The sequence below is a fragment of the Campylobacter showae CC57C genome (assembly GCF_000344295.2).
GTDB lineage: Bacteria > Campylobacterota > Campylobacteria > Campylobacterales > Campylobacteraceae > Campylobacter_A > Campylobacter_A showae_B.
Genome location: NZ_AOTD01000094.1, coordinates 1 through 18,434, shown reverse-complemented (window position 1 = coordinate 18,434; position 18,434 = coordinate 1). Strand labels below are relative to the sequence as shown.

General features: G+C 48.2%; 17 protein-coding genes and 1 pseudogene. 5 read left to right on the top strand and 13 right to left on the bottom strand.

What is annotated here, in order from left to right:
* The first annotated feature begins 411 nt into the window (after positions 1-411).
* A complete protein-coding gene (locus H740_RS03600; RefSeq protein ID WP_004322580.1) occupies positions 412-1,341 on the top strand; it encodes a ribose-phosphate pyrophosphokinase in 930 nt (309 codons plus the stop codon).
* 494 nt (positions 1,342-1,835) lie between these two features.
* Here the strand turns inward: H740_RS03600 and H740_RS03595 are convergent, their stop codons facing one another.
* The 13 genes and pseudogenes from H740_RS03595 to H740_RS03535 form a co-directional block, all read right to left on the bottom strand.
* Entirely contained in the window at positions 1,836-2,339 is a 504-nt protein-coding gene (locus tag H740_RS03595) for a YqhA family protein (RefSeq protein WP_004322578.1), read from the bottom strand.
* Between the two features lie 399 nt (positions 2,340-2,738).
* On the bottom strand, positions 2,739-3,764 hold the full coding sequence (locus H740_RS03590) for an aspartate-semialdehyde dehydrogenase (protein ID WP_004322577.1): 1,026 nt from the start codon (positions 3,762-3,764) through the stop codon (positions 2,739-2,741).
* 322 nt (positions 3,765-4,086) lie between these two features.
* On the bottom strand, positions 4,087-5,256 hold the full coding sequence (locus H740_RS03585; RefSeq protein ID WP_004322575.1) for a sigma-54-dependent transcriptional regulator: 1,170 nt from the start codon (positions 5,254-5,256) through the stop codon (positions 4,087-4,089).
* 3 nt (positions 5,257-5,259) lie between these two features.
* Entirely contained in the window at positions 5,260-5,658 is a 399-nt protein-coding gene (locus tag H740_RS03580; RefSeq protein WP_004322573.1) for a hypothetical protein, read from the bottom strand.
* Positions 5,634-6,140, bottom strand: a complete 507-nt coding sequence (locus H740_RS03575) for an LPP20 family lipoprotein (protein WP_004322571.1) — start codon at positions 6,138-6,140, stop codon at positions 5,634-5,636. Before H740_RS03575 ends, H740_RS03580 begins: the two co-directional genes overlap by 25 nt.
* Positions 6,141-6,213: 73 nt before the next feature.
* Entirely contained in the window at positions 6,214-8,835 is a 2,622-nt protein-coding gene (gene gyrA / locus H740_RS03570; RefSeq protein WP_004322568.1) for a DNA gyrase subunit A, read from the bottom strand.
* 185 nt (positions 8,836-9,020) lie between these two features.
* Positions 9,021-9,593, bottom strand: coding sequence for a ComF family protein (locus H740_RS03565; protein WP_004322565.1), 573 nt, complete (start codon positions 9,591-9,593; stop codon positions 9,021-9,023).
* Entirely contained in the window at positions 9,593-10,153 is a 561-nt protein-coding gene (locus H740_RS03560) for a YajG family lipoprotein (RefSeq protein WP_004322563.1), read from the bottom strand. The genes H740_RS03565 and H740_RS03560 overlap by 1 nt, the downstream gene beginning before the upstream one ends.
* Positions 10,154-10,162: 9 nt before the next feature.
* Positions 10,163-10,852, bottom strand: a complete 690-nt coding sequence (locus H740_RS03555; RefSeq protein WP_004322561.1) for a hypothetical protein — start codon at positions 10,850-10,852, stop codon at positions 10,163-10,165.
* A gap of 272 nt (positions 10,853-11,124) precedes the next feature.
* Positions 11,125-12,916 (bottom strand): annotated as a pseudogene (gene lepA / locus H740_RS03550) (translation elongation factor 4).
* A 135-nt stretch (positions 12,917-13,051) separates the two neighbouring features.
* On the bottom strand, positions 13,052-13,372 hold the full coding sequence (locus tag H740_RS03545; RefSeq protein ID WP_004322559.1) for a hypothetical protein: 321 nt from the start codon (positions 13,370-13,372) through the stop codon (positions 13,052-13,054).
* Positions 13,373-13,521: 149 nt separating this feature from the next.
* Positions 13,522-14,478 carry a cation diffusion facilitator family transporter gene (locus tag H740_RS03540; protein ID WP_004322558.1) on the bottom strand — a complete coding sequence of 319 codons (957 nt, stop codon included), beginning with the start codon at positions 14,476-14,478 and terminating at the stop codon, positions 13,522-13,524.
* A gap of 52 nt (positions 14,479-14,530) precedes the next feature.
* A complete protein-coding gene (locus H740_RS03535; protein ID WP_004322556.1) occupies positions 14,531-15,406 on the bottom strand; it encodes an ABC transporter six-transmembrane domain-containing protein in 876 nt (291 codons plus the stop codon).
* A 165-nt stretch (positions 15,407-15,571) separates the two neighbouring features.
* Between H740_RS03535 and H740_RS03530 the strand changes: the two genes are divergently transcribed.
* The 4 genes from H740_RS03530 to H740_RS03515 form a co-directional block, all read left to right on the top strand.
* Complete coding sequence (locus H740_RS03530) at positions 15,572-15,946, top strand: cupin domain-containing protein (protein ID WP_004322554.1); 375 nt, start codon at positions 15,572-15,574, stop codon at positions 15,944-15,946.
* A gap of 133 nt (positions 15,947-16,079) precedes the next feature.
* Entirely contained in the window at positions 16,080-16,715 is a 636-nt protein-coding gene (locus H740_RS03525) for an NAD(P)-dependent oxidoreductase (protein WP_004322553.1), read from the top strand.
* 81 nt (positions 16,716-16,796) lie between these two features.
* On the top strand, positions 16,797-17,219 hold the full coding sequence (locus H740_RS03520) for an Rrf2 family transcriptional regulator (protein WP_004322551.1): 423 nt from the start codon (positions 16,797-16,799) through the stop codon (positions 17,217-17,219).
* A gap of 119 nt (positions 17,220-17,338) precedes the next feature.
* Positions 17,339-18,434 (top strand): dicarboxylate/amino acid:cation symporter (locus tag H740_RS03515; RefSeq protein ID WP_004322550.1); only part of this gene is annotated, 1,096 nt, incomplete at its 3' end.

Sequence of the window (18,434 nt, the reverse complement as noted above, 5' to 3'; positions counted from 1 at the left end):
CATTTTTTGTTCACCTTGCTTGGGGCAAAGGTTTTTTGGGTTTAAATTGCAAATTTGACGTACTGAGACCCGCACCGCGAAAATGTCAAAATTTAATTTAGTCAAATTTGACGCCAAATACTAACATGGCTTAAATTTCGCGTTTTTAAGATCGCCGTTTCTAATGGCAAATTTGACGCGAGATAAATTTGCAATATTTTAAAGCTAGAGGTAAAATTTGACTCAAAAATAGCTCCGCCACGGCAGTCGGGGCTGCAAAATTTTTTAAAAAGATTATTTCGTCGACAGCCCGAACTAACGCGTCAAAAACCGAAACGCAAGCCGACAAAAGTAAAAATTCGTCTGCAAAAATCTACGAATTTAAGTTTTAGTTCGGTAAAATTAGTAAAAACTTTACAAAGGTTAATCGTTATGAGAGGTTACAAAATCTTTTCGGGCACCGCAAATCCGGCGTTTTCAAAGAAAATTTCGCACTATTTATCACTTCCGCTTAGCGAAGCTACGATCAAGCGCTTTAGCGACGGTGAGATCAGCGTACAGATCGGCGAGAGCGTGCGCGGCAAGGATATTTTCATCATCCAGCCTACCTGCGCGCCTGCAAACGTAAATTTGATGGAGCTTTTGATCCTAACCGACGCGCTTAAGCGCAGCTCGGCTAGCTCGATAACGGCTGTGGTGCCGTATTTCGGCTATGCGCGCCAAGACCGCAAGGCCGCTCCTCGCGTGCCTATCACGGCAAAACTCGTGGCAAACATGATGCAAACGGCGGGCATAGACCGCGTCGTCACGATCGACCTTCATGCGGGCCAAATTCAGGGCTTTTTTGATATCCCGGTCGATAACCTCTATGGCTCTATCATCTTTAACGACCATATCAAAAACAAAAATCTCAAAAATCCTATCATCGCTAGCCCCGATATCGGCGGTGTCGCACGCGCTAGAAGCGTTGCAAAAGCCCTAAATCTGGATATCGTTATCGTCGATAAACGCCGCGAAAAAGCCAACGAAAGCGAAGTAATGAATGTAATCGGCGACGTAGTGGGCAAGGACGTGATCTTGGTCGATGATATGATCGACACGGGCGGCACGATAGTAAAGGCGGCAAAAGCCTTTAAAGAGCGCGGCGCAACCTCGGTCGTAGCGTGCTGCACGCATGCGGTGCTCTCGGGCAAAGCATACGAAAACCTCGCAGATAGCGCGCTAGACGAGCTGGTAGTAACAGACACGATACCGCTACGCGAGGAAAACGAAAAGATAAAAGTGCTCAGCGTCGCGCCGATTTTTGGCGAAGTGATCAGACGCGTGTATCACAACGAAAGCGTAAATTCGCTATTTGACTGATTTTAGGCGGCGCTTTGGTCGCCGGTTTTGATTAAATTTACCCCTTGACGGCGCATGCAATGAGTCTGCGCCGTTTTTAAATTTATACCTATCTTTAAGCGTCAAATTTATTCCTATTTACGCCTCTCATTTATCCCAAAATCATTCACGCCGTAAAGATGCGGGTCATGCCGCTCAAATTTGACTGCGTCAAATTTGATCAAAAAGGACTGAAATTAAACGTAACTTTTCACGTTTTTTTCACGGAGTGAAAAGTGAAATAATTTATATTATTTTGGTTAATTTTGTAATCTTAAATTTAATCCCAAAAGCCCATAAAATCGGTATTTGTCACTAAAAAAGAACTTAAATTTATATAGCTTTAAATTTGAGGAAATTTTGAAGTAAAACTTAATGATAAAGGCGAAATTTAAAAGTTATTCACATATAGCGAAGCGGTAAAATTTGAAGTGAAATTTAAAAAAGCGAACCTGAAGCCAGGCTCGCAAAAGGCATCAGTGCTCGCCCTTGTGCAGGAAATAAAGCCCCAAGCAAAGCGCCAAAATCGAGGCCGCAAGGTAGGTCATCTCAAGCGGAGTGATGAAATTTGCGTGCAAAACGCGCTGGAAAAAGTTAACGATAAGCACCATGATGATAACTTTGCCCAGTTTGTCCTTGAGCTCGTCGAGCGAGTGCACCTCGAGGACTTTGCTCTGTTTGGACTGCTTGAGCTCCTCGATCTCGGAGATAAACAGCTCGTAAATGCCGAAGCTAAAGATGTAAAGCACGAGCGCCATGAGGTAGAGGTCGATCGCGCCCACGATCTCGCCAACGACGTCGGAGTGGAAGTTCTCGGGGTGAAAGTTGCCGAAAAAGTAGTGATAAACGGCGACGAAAACCTTGCCTACGTCGTAGCTGGCGATAACGAAAAGTACGATTGCGCCAAGCAAGCCGAACACTACGGGCAGGAGCGTGAAGTTGTTGCTAAAGAGCAGGATTTTTTCAAAAGCTCTACGCATTAATTTCCTTTGTTTAAAAATAAAAAGCTTATTTTATAATATTTTCCTTAAAGCTAGGGCATGGATTTGGGTCGTCGCTTGCGGTTTGGGTGGTTGTTGTGCGAGTTAAATTTGGTTTCGTGCGATTTTGCAAAAGTGGTTTTTAGACAAATGTAGTTTGGCTTGACGAGCGGGCCAAATTTGAGTTCGTCAAATTTGATCGTGCAAATTTGATTTTAAAGCCGGCTGATTGCAGTTTGCGCCGTAAAGATGCTGGTAAATTTGCGCGTCAAATTTAAAAAGCTAGTAGAAAAATTCGTATCGAAAGAAACTCGATTTTATATTTTAAGATAATCAAATTTTAGCCGAATCTGCGCCAAATCAAAGCGCAAATTCGGCAAATTTAAAACAAAATACGGGTTACTCCTGCATCTCTATCCATTTTTGCGCGATTCTTACGGCATTGGTCGCCGCTCCCACGCGGATCTGATCGGCGCTGCACCATAGATGCAGGACGTTTTTGCGGTAGTTATCCGTGCGGATGCGTCCGACGTAGGTCTCGTTAGTGTCGCTTGAGATGCTTGGCATCGGGTATTTTTTTGCGGCTGGCTCGTCTACGACCACGATACTAGGTGCCTTGCGCAGGACTTCGCGCGCAGCTGCAGCGTCCACATCTCTATCAAAATGAATCGTGATGGCCTCGGAGTGGCTGCGAAGCACCGGCACGCGCACGCAGGTTGCGCTCACTTCCATATTTTTGTGGAGGATTTTTTGGGTCTCGTTGACCATTTTCATCTCCTCTTTGGTGTAGTCGTTGTCCAAAAACACGTCAATGTGCGGGATGACGTTAAACGCTAACTGGTGGGCGAAGACTTTTGGCTCGCACTCGTCGAGCTTAAACTCGAAAAACTTTTGTAGCTGCACGACTAGCTCCTCCATACCCTCTTTGCCCGCACCCGAAGCCGCCTGATAGGTTGCTACGTCCACGCGGTTGATGCCGTACGCGTCGTCTAGCGGTTTTAAAATTTGCACCATTTGGATGGTCGAGCAGTTTGGGTTGGCGATGATGCCGCGGGTTTTCCACTGCGCGATGTCCTGCGGATTGCACTCGGGCACGACTAGCGGCACGTCAGCGTCCATCCTAAAGTGGCTGGTGTTGTCGATCACGACGGCGCCGCTGGCGGCTGCAAATTTGGCGTATTTTTCGGATACCGATCCGCCCGCGCTAAAAAACGCTATGTCGATCTCATGCTCGTCAAAAATGGTTTCGGTGAGCTCCACGACTTTGTGGCTTTTGCCTTTAAACTCTATTTCGGTACCCGCGCTTTTCGCGCTTGCTAGCGGTAGTAGCTCGCCCACCGGGAAATCAACCTCCTCCATGACGCGGAAAAGCTCCTCTCCGACTGCGCCCGTCGCGCCTACGACGGCAACGTTAAATTTTCTCATTTTTGGCTCCTTTTTATTTTTGGCTTTCTTTTAACTTCTCGGTCAGCAAAGCCGCCCTGCGACAAGCCTATTTGGCTTGACACAACGTTAAAGATTTATCGGACTTCACGGACTAAATTTAGGTTTTGACATAAAGCTAATCGCAACCGCTCTTGCCCATTAAATTTAACTCGAATTTGCGGTTAAATTTAACTTCTTGCAGATTCAAATTTACCGCCCAAATTTGATGAGTCGCACGCCGCATTTTCAGCGTCGCCGTCTCGGCCGGCTAAATTTAAACTAAAATTCCGCTTATTTTACTCGCGTAAAGCTTAAATTTAAGCTATTTTCTGCTGCGAGCCTGCAAAAAAAGGTCGTCCGGTTGTATCTCCTCGCCTTCGCTAAGAATCGCTGCTCGCTGCACGACGGAGATGAGCTCGCGGATATTGCCCGGGAAATCGTAGTTTTCTAGCTCCTTTACCGCCGCTTCGGAAAAGCTTTTTGCGCCGAGGCTAAACTCCTCGCAGCTTTGCTTTAAAAATCGCTCGGCGATAGGCAAGATCTCCTCTTTGCGCTCTCTTAGCGGCGGGATGGCGACGGGCACAGTGTTTAGGCGATAAAACAGATCCTCTCTAAATTTACCCTCGCTGATCATCGCAGGCAGGTTCGCGTTCGTCGCGGATACGATACGAACGTCGATTTTGACGCTTTTTGTGGCGCCAAGGCGCGTGATCTCGCGCTCCTGGATCGCACGTAGGAGTTTTGGCTGCAGATTTAGCGGCATCTCGCCGATCTCGTCTAAAAATAGCGTGCCGCCGCTTGCTAGCTCAAACTGCCCCTTTTTCATCGCCGAAGCGTCGGTAAATGCGCCCTTTTCAAAGCCGAAAAGCTCGCTTTCTATCAAATTTTCTGGGATCGCGGCCATGTTTATCGCGATAAACGGGCCGTCCTTGCGCGGCGAGTTTTTGTGGATAAATTTGGCAAACAGCTCCTTGCCTACGCCGCTCTCGCCCATTAACATCGCCGAAGCATCCGTTTTTGCGACGCGAGAGGCTAAATTTAGCGCATTGGCAAGTGCCGGCGAGCTAGCGACGAAATCAGCGGAATCGGCCTGTAAATTTGACCCGCTTCGCGCGGCTTTTAGGCTTGCCGCGGGTAGCTTACGGCGTAAAATTTCGACCCTTTTTATCGCCTCATATAGCGTTTGCGCATCAAAAGGTTTCGTGAGGAAGTCTTTGACGCCAAGGCGCACGCTCTCGATGGCTTTGTTTAGCGTCGCGTTGCCAGTCATTATGATGACGTCAAATTTGCCCTCCAGACGCTTGATGAACTCCAGCCCGTCCATCTGAGGCATGTTGATGTCGGTGATGATGAGATCGACGTCGTCGCCCATTTTTTTAAGCGCCTCGACCGCGCTTTTATAGCTTTTGATTTTTAGATCGTCGTATTCGCCAAGCGCGATCTCTAGGGACTTGCGCATATTTATGTCGTCTTCTACTATTACGATATTCATCTTTTACTCTTTGTTTTTAAATACGCTTATGATAGCCGAAGAGGGCTTAAATTTCACCGTAAAACGCACGGGAAACAGCGTGAGGTCGGTTGTGGAGTTCATATTTTTGTTGTGCTGGACGAAGCGATCTTCGACCTTAAATTTGTAAGGCAAAAAGCACTCAAAAAGCTCGTTTTTATGTAAATTTAAAAACTCTAGCGAGCTTTGCGCGGGCTGCTTGGAAGCGTCTATTTCGCATAGATACTCATACTCTAGCTCGCTTAGAACCATTGCTTTTGAAAGCGCGATATCGTCGTAAATGACGGCGTGATTTTTAGTGGAGATTTTGGCCCAGAGGATAAACTCCTCCGAGCCGTAAAGAAATGCCGCAGTGGCAATCAGTAAGCAAAAATTTCTTGCCACTTGCTTTGGTCTATTTTCATTTCCATTCTGACGCGGTAGAGCCCGTCTTTAAAGTCGTGCTCGACGATGGAAGCGTTTTTGATAAGGCCTGCGACCTGAGCCGTGATAGTGGAGTCTCTAAGCATCGCATCCCTAACCGTGTCTTTGGAGTTTATCTTGACTCCGTAGAGTTTCTCGGCTAGCTGTCTGTGCGCATCGGCGATGGCTGCGCGCTTGGCTAGGGCTAGCGACTGCGCGTGAGAGACGGTGTTAGTCGGAGCGATGCCCTCGCCCACGGCACCAAATACCGCATCGACTTGCTCGATATCGTATATCATCTTTTCTTGTTTCATCACGCTTCTGATGTCTTCTTTATCGACCTTTTGGATGACGATGTCTTGCTTTGCCGACGTGGTTTCGTCGGAGGCAAAAGGGCTATTAAAAGAGCAACCGCTCGTCAAAAAGGCTACCGCGCCCAAAACCGCTAATGTAATTTTTTTCATTCTTGAACCTTTAAATTTAGTTGTTTTTTCGTTTGCAAATTTACTAGCAAATTGTATTCCAAAAACACTAAATTCATTCTAAATTTTCTAGCGTCTCTTCGCCGCCCTCATCCTCGCCTTCGTCGGCTTTAGGGCACTTTGCGATACTTACTACGTCGTCGCCGTCTACGTTTACTACGATGACGCCGCTGGTGTTGCGGCCCGCTTTGCGGATACTTTGCATATCGACGCGTATCATCTTGCCGCTTGAGGTTAGGGCCATCAGATCTTGTTCGTCATCGACCATTACGACGCCGATTAGATCGCCGGTGCGGTTAGTTAGCTTCATGCAGATTACGCCCTTACCGCCGCGATTTGTTAGACGGTATTCTTCTGCAGTAGTGCGTTTGCCGATACCTTTTTGAGATATGCTTAGCACTTCTTGCTCGTTGTTTTCGATGACGGCTGCACCTACGACCTCGTCGCCCGCTTCTTTAAATTTGATACCCGCCACGCCGCGAGCCGTTCTACCCATCTGGCGGACTTTGCTGAGTTTAAATTTGAGGCACATTCCCTTTTTGGTTACGATAAATAGCATCTTTTCGCTGTCGTCGCTTCCTTCGGCCGCGTTTTCATCGTTTTCTTCGCTATTTTCCTCGTCGATCTGAGCTTCTATCGCCTCTATCTCGTTTATCTCGGTCTCTACGCCAAGCTCGTCAATCAGATTTATCGGCTCTTCTTCGCCTTCTACGATGAGAGCGGTCACTAGCTCGTCGTTCTCGTCTAGGTTTATGGCGCGCACGCCGATAGAGCGGATGTTTTTAAATTCGCTTAAATTCGTGCGTTTTACGATGCCGTTTTTGGTGAAAAACGCGAGTGATTTGCTCTCGGCAAAATCAGTCGTCGGGATGATCGCTTTGATCTTTTCGTCAGGTTGCAGCTGGATGAGGTTTACGACCGCTTTGCCCTTTGCCGTGCGGCTTCCTTCAGGGATCTTATAGACTTTTAGCCAGTATAGCTGTCCGCGGTCGGTTACGAACATCAGCGTGTCGTGAGTGTTGCTCGTAAAGAAGCTCTCGATGAAGTCGTCGTCGTACGTAGTTACCGCGACCTTGCCCTTGCCGCCGCGTTTTTGCTTCTCGTACTGCTTGCTTGGCACGCGCTTGATGTAGCCTCGGTGCGTGATAGTTACGACCATATTTTCGTTAGGGATGAGGTCCTCGATGTCGATATCGTCGTAATCATCCACGATCTCGGTGATGCGCGGCACTTTAAATTTATTTTTTATCTCAAGCAGCTCGTCTTTGATTAGTTTTTCTAGCAAGGTTTCGCTCTTTAAAATTTCATCTAGGCGTGCGATCTCGGCCATTAGCTCGGCTAGCTCGGCTTCTAGTTTCTCGCGCTCAAGGCCAGTTAGCTTGCTTAGTCTCATGTCTAGGATGGCGTTTGCCTGTAGCTCGCTAAGGCCGAATTTTGCCACTAGTCCCTCGCGAGCGCTAGGCGTGTCGGCGCTATTTTTGATGAGCTCGATCACCTCGTCGATATTATCTAGCGCGATCTTTAAGCCCTCTAAAATATGCGCTCTAGCGCGGGCTTTTTCTAGGTCAAATATCGTGCGGCGGATGATGACGGTTTTTCTGTGATTTAGAAATAGCTTCAAAAGCTCGATTAGGTTAAATACCTTCGGCTCTTTGTTGTTTATCGCAAGCATTATGACGCCAAACGTGCTCTCCATCGTCGTGGATTTAAAGAGATTGTTTAGCACGATGTCGCTCATCGCGTCGCGTTTTAGCTCGATGACGACGCGGATGCCGTCTTTATCGGACTCGTCGCGCACTTCGCTGATGCCTTCGATCTGTTTTTCTTTAACCAGCTCGGCGATTTGCTCGATGAGGCGGGCTTTGTTCGTCTGATACGGTAGCTCGTCTACGACGATGACGTCTTTGTTCGGCTTTTTTTCGATGTGGGTTTTGGCGCGTAGTTTCACGCGGCCGCGTCCCGTGCGGTAGGCTTCGATGATACCTTTTTTGCCAAATATTATCCCGCCCGTCGGGAAATCAGGCCCTTTTATGTACTGCATCACCTCTTCTAGCGTCGCGTTTTTATTTTCGAGCACTAGCAAAAGCCCGTCTATTAGCTCGTCAAGGCTGTGCGGCGGGATATTTGTCGCCATACCGACGGCAATACCGCTAGAGCCGTTTAATAGCAAATTTGGCACGCGGCTAGGTAGGACGTCGGGCTCAGTCTCTCTGTCGTCGTAGTTTGGGATAAAATCAACCGTGTCTTTTTCGATATCGCGCAAGATTTCTTCGGTTAGATTCGTCATCCTAGCTTCGGTATAACGCATCGCAGCCGCGCCGTCGCCGTCGATGGAGCCGAAGTTTCCTTGACCGTCGACCGCCGGATAGCGCATAGAAAATTTCTGCGCCATACGCACGAGCGCGTCGTAAACGGCCGTGTCGCCGTGCGGGTGGTACTTACCGATGACGTCGCCCACGATACGCGCGGACTTCATGTACGGGCTGCGACTGCCGACTCCGAGGTTGTTCATCGCGTAGAGGATGCGTCTATGAACGGGCTTTAGACCGTCTCTAGCGTCAGGCAGGGCGCGACCGACGATGACGCTCATCGAGTAGTCGAGGTAGCTCGTTTTTATCGACTCTTCGATGTCGACGGTTTGGATGTCTTGATTTTGATTGAGTAGATTTTCTTCCATTTTTATCCTTAAAATTTACTTGCCGATTTTAGCTTAAATTTGATAAAAACTTGCTAAATAGATACGCTTTTTTATGGCTTGATTGGGTTAAATTTAGCCGAAATTTGGGGATGTTTGAGAATTTTACTTCGCTAGCTTTAAAATGCTAAATTAGAGTCCGCATTTTGCTTTGATTTAGTCAAATTTTAGTATCTCGCATCCGCAAGCGTCAGCGCAAAAAGTACCTCGCAGCCGGCTTTTTGCAGCGTCCGTCTGGCTTCGTCTATCGTCGTGCCCGTCGTCACGATATCGTCTATCAAGATAACGGGAAATTTAGGCGTTTTTAAGAGCTTAAAATTTCGCGGATTTTTTAGGCGAAAGGCTAGGTCTTTGCCGTGATAGCTGACGTTTGAATCCGCGTGCAAGCAGGAGTAAAGCGGACGGATTTCCGTACTTTTTAACGCGCGAGCTAGGATCGCCGTATGCGAGTAGCCGCTAGTCGTTTTGTCATCGATCGGCACGGCGTTTACGGGAGAGCCGAAGCTAAATTTGCGAGCAAAAATCTTAAAACTCAAATTTGCAAGCGCGCCATAAATAAAAGAGCCGTGAAATAGGTGTTTTGAGTGGAGTAAATTTTTAACCTCGGAGTAGTCAAAAAAGCTGTAAATTTTAAAATCGCCGTCCAAAACGCGCGTCCTTGCGGGCGAGTCGAGCAGGTGATCTTTGCAAATTTTACAGATCACGGCTAGGCTAAAATGCCCGCAGTTAGCGCATCTCATCAGCTTTTTAGGATCTGGATCGCCGCGCGTTTTACGATGTCTTGGAGCAGCTCGTCAAAAAAGCTCTTAAACGCGCCGCTCGTGTGGATCGGGGCAAATTTGGTCTGCTCCTGCGAGACGTTTTTGGTGATGGTTTGATCGCCTCTATGTACCGTTATCGTGAGCTTTGCCGAGCCTTTTAGGTTGTCGGTGGAGTAGCCGCTTAGATTTGCTTTAAGTTCGACGATCCTCACGTCCACGACGATATCGCCAAAATCGCTTAAATTTGCTCCCAGGCGCTTAAGCTCGGTACTAAGGCCGTCTTGCAGCCAGCTCTCGATGCTGTTTTGCAGCGTGACGTACTCCTTGACGTTGCCGTTGCTGCCAGTGATCGTGGCGACGATGCTTTTGTTTGCGCGAGCGTCCTCGATGCTATTTATACGGATATTTTTTTGGTAGCCCATCTGGTTTGAAGTTGATTGATACGGGGTCAAATTTAACACCGAGCTGCGCTGCGAACATCCGCTCATAACTGCGGCAAAAAGCGAGGCGGCAAGGGCGTAAAAAGCTAATTTTTTCATATTTTTCCTTTATAGTTTTGATATCTCTTCGGCGGCTTTGTTGGCGGCTTGTTTAACCAGAAGGTAGACGTAGAGATTAAAATCCTCCGTATCCTCGGCCTCGAGCTTGCGTACGTCTTGTCTGGTGGAGATGTTTAGCACGCGGGTTTTGTTTATGTTTTTGACGCCTAGCTTGCCTTTCATCGCCGCGCTTAGATACTGCGACGGTTCACTATACGACGCTGCGTAGTCGGTAAATGCAAAATCCACGCGGTAGGTGTAAGGCGAGGTCTGGCTATCCACGACCATGATGCCGCGGTTTAACAGCTCGTCTTGTAAGAAAAGATGAAAAAGCCTCTCAAGACGCTCTTTTGGATAGAGCATTTTTGCGCCGTTTTTGGAGATAAATTTTATACCGCTATCCGCTGCTCTTTCGTCGACTATTTTGTGGATATAGACTTTTTTGATAGCCGCGCTCGTGTCGATCCTGCTTTGAGCGATGCAGCATTTTATCGCGACGTCGCTAGTGTAGTCCGTGCCGTTTATCTTGATGTCCTGGCCGCCGCTAGCGCACGAGGAGCAGTCTGCCTTGATACGCATCACTTCTTTGTAGCCTTTGGCGTTGCCGTCCTCGGTTTGAGCGACCTCCGGCGAGCTCTCAAAAAGCCCGAAACATCCCGTAAAAAGGAACGCCGCAAATAAAAGTATAAAATTTCTCATAAAAATCCTTTCGTAAATTTTACATCGCGCAAGCAAAATTCTATCCAAATTTGAGATGAATTTCCAAATTTGCGTAAAATTTGGGGGAAATTGGAAATTCGTATAAATTTTATTAAATTTGATTTTTGAAATTTTAAAGCGGAGATGGCGTCAAATTTAGCATTTTCGCGGTGCGGGTCTGGGAGGGTCAAATTTGCAAATTCGAGCTCAAATTTGACCGCGAGACAATAAAAAGCGGCCGCGAGCGTAGCAAATAACTCCGCAAAATGCCGCTAGTCTATCTTTAAAACGCTTAAAAACGCCTCTTGCGGTAAATTTACCTTGCCGATAGCTTTCATGCGCTTTTTGCCCTCTTTTTGCTTTTCGAGTAGCTTACGCTTACGCGTGATGTCGCCGCCGTAGCACTTGGCGGTTACGTTTTTGCCCATCGATTTTACCGTTTCGCGCGCGATGACTTTGTTGCCGATGCTGGCTTGAATAGCCACCTCAAAGAGTTGGCGCGGCACGATCTCTTTCATCGCTTTTACGAAGTCGCGTCCTTTGGACTGGGCTTTTGACTCTGGCACGATGATGGAGAGCGCGTCCACGGTCTCGCCCGCGACCTTGATATCAAGCTTCACCAGATCGCCCACGCGGTAGTCGCTAGGCTCGTAGTCAAAGCTCGCGTACCCTTTGGTGCTCGATTTTAGCTTGTCGTAAAAGTCCATCACGATCTCGTTCATCGGGATGTCGTACTCGAGTAGCACGCGCTCGGGCGTGATGTAGTCCATCTTAGTCTGCACGGCGCGGCGGTTGTTTAGCAGCGTGATGATGTTGCCCAAAAACTCGCTCGGGGTGATGATCGTGGCTTTGACGTAGGGCTCTTTGATATGCTCGATTTTATTGACCGGCGGGAGCTGGCTAGGGTTTTGGATGCGTAAAATTTGACCGTCGGTTTGTACGACTTCGTAGGTTACAGTCGGAGCCGTGGCGATGAGATCGAGGTCAAATTCGCGCTCCAAACGCTCCTTGATAACCTCCATATGCAGCAGTCCCAAAAATCCGACGCGAAAGCCAAACCCAAGCGCGACCGAGGTTTCCGGCTCGTAGCTAATGGAGCTGTCGTTTAGCTTTAGTTTATCAAGTGCGTCGCGCAGGTCTTCAAATTTATCCGTTTCGATCGGGTAAAGCCCCGCAAATACGAACGGTTTAGCCCGCTCAAAGCCGCCGACGGGCTCTTTAACGGGATTACGAGCCAGCGTGATCGTGTCGCCCACCTGAACATCGCTCACGTTTTTTAGCCCGAGCACCACGATGCCGACCTCACCCGCGCTCAAATTTGCCGTTTTTATCGGCGCGATCGGGTTTGGGATACATGAGGTCTAGGACGATGTGTTTTTTGCCCGTACCCATGACTAGGATCTCGTCGTTTTTCTTTAGCTCGCCGTCATAGACGCGCACGAGCGCCAGCGCGCCTAGGTAGTTGTCAAACCAGCTGTCGTAGATGAGCGTTTTTAGCGGTTTTTCCGCCTCGCCGCCGGGAGCCGGGATGCGCGTGATGATGGCTTCTAACAGCTCTTTGATGCCGATGCCCGTTTTTGCGCTGACCTCGACCGCGCCGCTACAGTCAAGCCCTATAACGTGCTCGATCTCGTTTTTTACGCGCTCGGGGTCTGCTGCCGGGAGGTCGATTTTATTGATAACGGGGATGATTTCGAGGTTGTTTTCTAGCGCGATATAGACGTTTGCGATGGTCTGCGCCTCTACGCCCTGAGAAGCGTCCACGACGAGCAGCGCACCCTCGCAGCTAGCAAGAGAACGGCTCACCTCGTAACTAAAGTCCACGTGGCCCGGAGTATCGATCAAATTTAGGACGAAATTTTCGCCGCCGAGCGCATAGTTTAGGCGTACGGACTGAGCCTTGATCGTGATGCCGCGCTCTTTTTCGATATCCATCGTGTCCATGATTTGCGAACTCATCTCGCGGTCGCTAACGGCGCCGCACTCCTGTATCAGGCGGTCTGCGAGTGTACTTTTGCCGTGGTCGATATGAGCGATGATGCTAAAATTTCTGATGTTTTTCATGAAATCCCTAGTTAAATTTTGGGCGATTGTATAAAAATTTTCGTTAAAGTAGAGTAAATTTAGCTTTCGTTAAACGGGTGGCGGCTTGCGACGGGGGATTTGGAGTAAATTTGACGCGGATTCGGTTCGTAAAATTTAACGTAAATTTTGAAGTCTTTCGCGCACGGCGCAAATAACGACGCAAAGCGAATACAAAAAATAAACATACGCCGCCAGCGGAGCAAAAGCTACGAATCCCGAGGCGTAAACTAGAGCGATTAGGGCGTATGTCGCGTTTGCGAGCGCGGGTATATGATACGTCCAAAGCTCAGGCTTTTCAAAAGGGGTATCGACGGCGTTGAAATACAAAGCCAAATTTAGTGCGAGCAGTAGCAAAAATATATAATTCTTTTTTATAAAAGGAAAAGCGGTGCAAACCAAAGCTACCGCGAAATTTAGCGCGATGAGAGAAACCATATAGCTACCGCCCGCAAAGGCTCAAAGAAGGCCTAAAGCACGATTGATACATCTTTTTTCATATCTAAACTACCACCTTTTTTAGCTCTTTCAGATTTTGCATAGCGCATAAATTTTGATTCATTTGCTAGCTAAATTTTCGCCCAAATTTAATGACTATGCCCCAAATGCCCGCCCGTATCGCTTGATCTTACTTCGCAGATGAGCTCGTCAGCGCATTCGTTCTCGCTGCTTTCAAGCTGCAGCGTCGTGTGCGTGATGCCTAGATGCTCCATTTCGTGCGATATTTCGGCCATGATCCGCTCCGCTTCGCGCACGCGCAGCTCGCCGCTGACCACGATATGAGCCGTGAGCGCATTTGCTCCGCTCGTGATACTCCAGACGTGCAGGTCGTGCACCGAAAGCACGCCGTCCACGCCCCTGATCTGCGCGACGAGCCCGTCCAGGCGCACGCCCTTTGGCGAGCCCTCCATCAGGATGTTTAGGCTGTCTTTTAGCACGCCACAGCCGCTTTTTACGATGAGCGCGGCCACGAGCACGCTAGCCGCCGCGTCCGCCCAGCCCCAGCCAAAGCACATCATCGCCAAAGCCGCTGCGATCGCACCCACCGAGCCCGCAGCGTCGCCCAGCACGTGCAGGTAGGCGCCGCGCATATTAACGTTTTCTCTCACATCTCCGCCGCGCAGCATGTATAGCGCCACGACGATATTTACGGCAAGCCCCAGCGTACTGATGGCGAGCATGCCCGCAGTGGCTACCTCTGGCGGATTTTGCAGGCGCCGCGCCGCCTCGATGACGATAAAAACGGCGATGACGATGAGCGTGACGGCATTTATCGTCGCGGCTAAAATTTCGATCCGCCTGTAGCCGAAGGTCTTTTGCAGATTGCCCTTGCGTTCGCCGAATTTAAACGCAAATAGCGAAAGTCCGAGTGCCGCGGCGTCTGATAGCATATGTCCGGCGTCGGAGAGTAGGGCGAGCGAGTTTGTCGCGAAGCCGCCCGCGACCTCGACCAGCATAAAAGCGAATATTATAAGGAAAGAATTTCTCAAAACGACCTTGTTTGACGTGTGCGAATGAGCGCAATGGGCGTGATTTTCGTGCATTTTAACCTCGTTTTTCGGCAAATTTTAGATACATTATACCTCAAAAAAGCGCCTAAATTTTATCTATATCGCCTTCTAGTCCGGCATCTACGCGCTTGCCGATGTCTTTTAGCTTGCTAAACTCCTCTATCAGCCTCGGCGCGTCATCGAGGCTGATCGCAAACGTCCAAAGATAGGTGAGCACCGAGTAGATGTGGCCCGCGTTTGCCTGCTTGTGTGATAGCAAAAATATCGCCAAACTAAAAATCGCCGCCGCACTCGTACCGATGATGAAAAAGCTTATCACCTCTCTGTTTGAAATGCGGATACGAAGCTTTGAAAGTACGTCGTAGTGGCGATTTAGCGTGTATTTGTCGCCTACGCTTATGCGTCCTGCTTCGCGCTCCAACTGGTTGTTTAGCTTTAGATACAAGCGGTCGTTTTTGGCGATATATTTGGGTAGTAAAACTCCAAAGACCGCGAGCAGGGCAAAAACAGCCAAACCCACGTAGAACTCGATAAATAAAAGCATGATCGCCGAACCGAAAATAGAGACGACCGAGGTGAAAAACACGGGAAAATGCTGCTCGAAAAAATCTACGAATTCGCGAGATAAATTTGTCCTTGCGATTACAGCGCTTTCGTCTTTTGCAGCTCTTTTTTCGTTCATTATCACGCTTACGGCAAGCCCCGCGTATATCCTAGTAAACACCTGCGTATCCACGCGCCGCCTAATCGAGCCAAGCCCCCAGCCTACGAACACCATGCACGAGTAGCTAAGTGCCAAAAGCGTATCGCCCGCTACGATGGCGTTTATGGCGATGCCGGCTAGTACGGGATAGACGAGAAATAGCCCGTTTTCCGCCAAAACTATACTAAACGTTAAAAACAGTTTTTTAAAGCTTTTCTTTGCTATGAGCGTTAGCGTCTTAAATGCGCTATTTCGCATAAAATTCCTTTGTTTAAGATCGCGCGGATTCTAGCTGATTTTAAAATTCGCGTCAAATTTTTGAAAATTTTTTGCTGTAACTCTTGACATTACAACAAAATTTTATTATACTTCGCTCATCAGTTGTAAGTCATAGCATTACAACACAAATCTAAGGAGAAAAAGATGTCAAACTACAAGATCGTTTCAACGAAAAATGCGCCGAGAGTCGAGCTAAAAGACGCTCTAAATTTAAGCGGCTGTGAGCTCTCTATCAACGAGCTTCCTGCAAATGTGAGCGTGCCTTTCGTGCATTCGCACAAGCAAAACGAGGAGCTTTACTTGGTGCTAAAAGGCGGTGGTACGCTCTTTATTGACGGCGAGGAGACGACGGTCAGTGAGGGCGACGCAATCCGCATCGATCCGGACGGCAAAAGGTGCTTCAAGGCGGACGCGCAGGGGATGAAGTTTATCTGTATCCAAACTAAACGCGGCAGCCTGGAGCAATACACGATGGATGATGGCGTGATAAACGAGGATGTAAAGCCTAGCTGGCTGTAAATTTCGCGAGACGGGCGCGACAAAATGTGGGCGTAAATTTTAAACTACGCGGCGCGGCATACGGCGACAAATGTGTGAGCGCATTAACCGCAGCGGCTGTGCGATCAAACAAATCAAATTTAAAGGAGAAACAATGAAAGTAGCAATCATCGGAGCAAATGGAAAATCAGGTTCAAATTTGGTGCAAGAAGCCCTAAAGCAAGGCTACGACGTTACGGCTATCGTGCGAAACAAAGAGTATAAAAACGGCGACGTAAAAGTAGTCTATAAAGATATTTTTGAGCTAAGCAAAGCCGATTTGGAGGGCTTTGACGCCGTTATTAGCGCATTTGCGGCATGGACGCCCGAAACGTTTGGGCTTCATAAAAAGGTAGCAAAACACCTTGCAGACGCGCTTAGCGGTACGAAAACGAGACTACTAGTCATCGGCGGCGCGGGTACGTTATACGTGGACGACAAACAGACGATGGTTATGGATACGCCAAGCTTTCCTGCCGGGTACATGGGCGTCGCAAAGGCTACGGCGGAGTCGTTTTCCGAGCTAAAAGGCAGAAGTGATGTACTCTGGACCTACGTCTCGCCTGCGGGAGACTACGACGCAAACGGCGCTCGCACGGGCAAATACGTCCTTGGCGGCGATAATCTAATCCTAAACTCCAAAAACGAGAGCTACATCAGCTACGCAGACCTAGCGCTTGCGGTCATAGACGAGCTAAAAAACGGCGCTTTCGTGCAAAAGCGCTTTACCGCCGTCGGCGAGAGAGCGTGAGCTTAAAATTTTGCGTAATTTAGCTAAAATAAGGCCGCGCAAAAAGGACGCGCGGCTTTTAAATTTAAACCAAGGCTGATTATGCAAATAGGACAAAAATTTTCCATCGCTATACATATATTGCTTAGTTGCGAGTTTTTTAAGGACGAGAGAAACACGAGCGAGTTTTTGGCCGGCACGATCGGCACAAACCCCGTCATCGTGCGAAATATAATCAGGCTTTTAAAATCGGCAAATTTGATAAACGTAAGCGCGGGCACGGGCGGTGCAAGCCTAGCTAAGAGGCCTGAGCAGATCACGCTGTTTGATATATTTTCGGCGGTAAATGAGGGCGAAAACGACATCTTTAAAATCCACAAGAACTCGCCGCCGCTTTGTCCGCTAGGAGGCAGGATCGAGGCGCTTTTGATGCCTAAATTTGGCTCCGCGCAGCAAGCGATGTTTGATAGCTTGGCGGGCGTAAATTTGCAAAATTTGCTAGACGAACTGGCGGCTAAAAACTAAAATTTGTACCTTTTTAAATTTTCTCGCTTTAAATTTAATCCGTAATTCAAAAAACAGAAGTATTTGTAGTTTAAGAAAAATTTACTTATAATTCACGGATTAAATTTAAAGGAGATTTCGTGCAACCAAACGCTAAACGCGGAATAATTCAAAAATATTTCGAGGCGAACTTGCTTCTAAAAATTTTAGCCGGACTTATTTTGGGCGCCGTTTGCGGCATCATTTTTCAAGACGCAAAGGACGCGATAGTTATCCTAAAGCCTTTTGGCGACGTGTTTATAAGACTTCTTAAAATGATCATCGTGCCTATCGTTATGGCCTCGCTTATCGTGGGCTGTAGCTCCATCTCGCCTTCCGATCTTGGTAGAGTGGGGGCAAAGGTGCTGAGTTTTTACATATTGACGTCGTTTTTTGCCATCATAGTCGGGCTTGCGGTCGGGCTTATCTTGGAGCCGGGAGCAGGGCTACATATAACCGGCAGCGGCGACGTAGCAGGCAAGGCCGCAAATGCGCCTAGCATGTCGTCGATACTCGTAAATTTATTTCCCACTAACCCTTTTGAAGCTATTGCAAAGGGCGAAATTTTACAAATCATAACTTTTAGCCTATTTTTCGGCGTCGCGCTTTCGTTTTTAAAAGATAGCAAAGACGAGAGGCTAAGCAGGCTGGGAAATTTGATCTACGACGTATTTGACGGAATCAACCATATCATGTTTTACGTCATAAGATGGATCATGGAGTACGCGCCGTTTGGTGTTTTCGCTCTTATATTTATCGTATTTTCGCAGCAGGGCGTAAAGGCTTTCGGACCGCTGCTTGGCGTCACGGTTAGCGCGTATATCGGCTTTGCGGCTCAAATTTTTGTCGTTTATTTCTTGATTTGCTTGATCGTTAAAATCAATCCGTTTAAATTTCTAAAAAAAGTTCGATCGCCTATGCTGACGGCTTTTGTAACCAGAAGCTCGGGCGGAACGCTGCCTATCTCGATGAAAACGGCCGAAGAAGACATGGGTATCCCAAAGCAAATTTACGGATTTGCGCTTCCCGTGGGCGCCACCGTAAATATGAACGGCACGATCATATATCTGGGCATCTGCGCGATGTTTATCGCTAACGCTGTAGGCGTGGAGCTTGACTCTGGGGCTAAAATGACCATAATACTAACGGCCGTCCTTGCCGCCGTGGGAACTGCCGGAGTGCCTGGAGCTGGGGCGA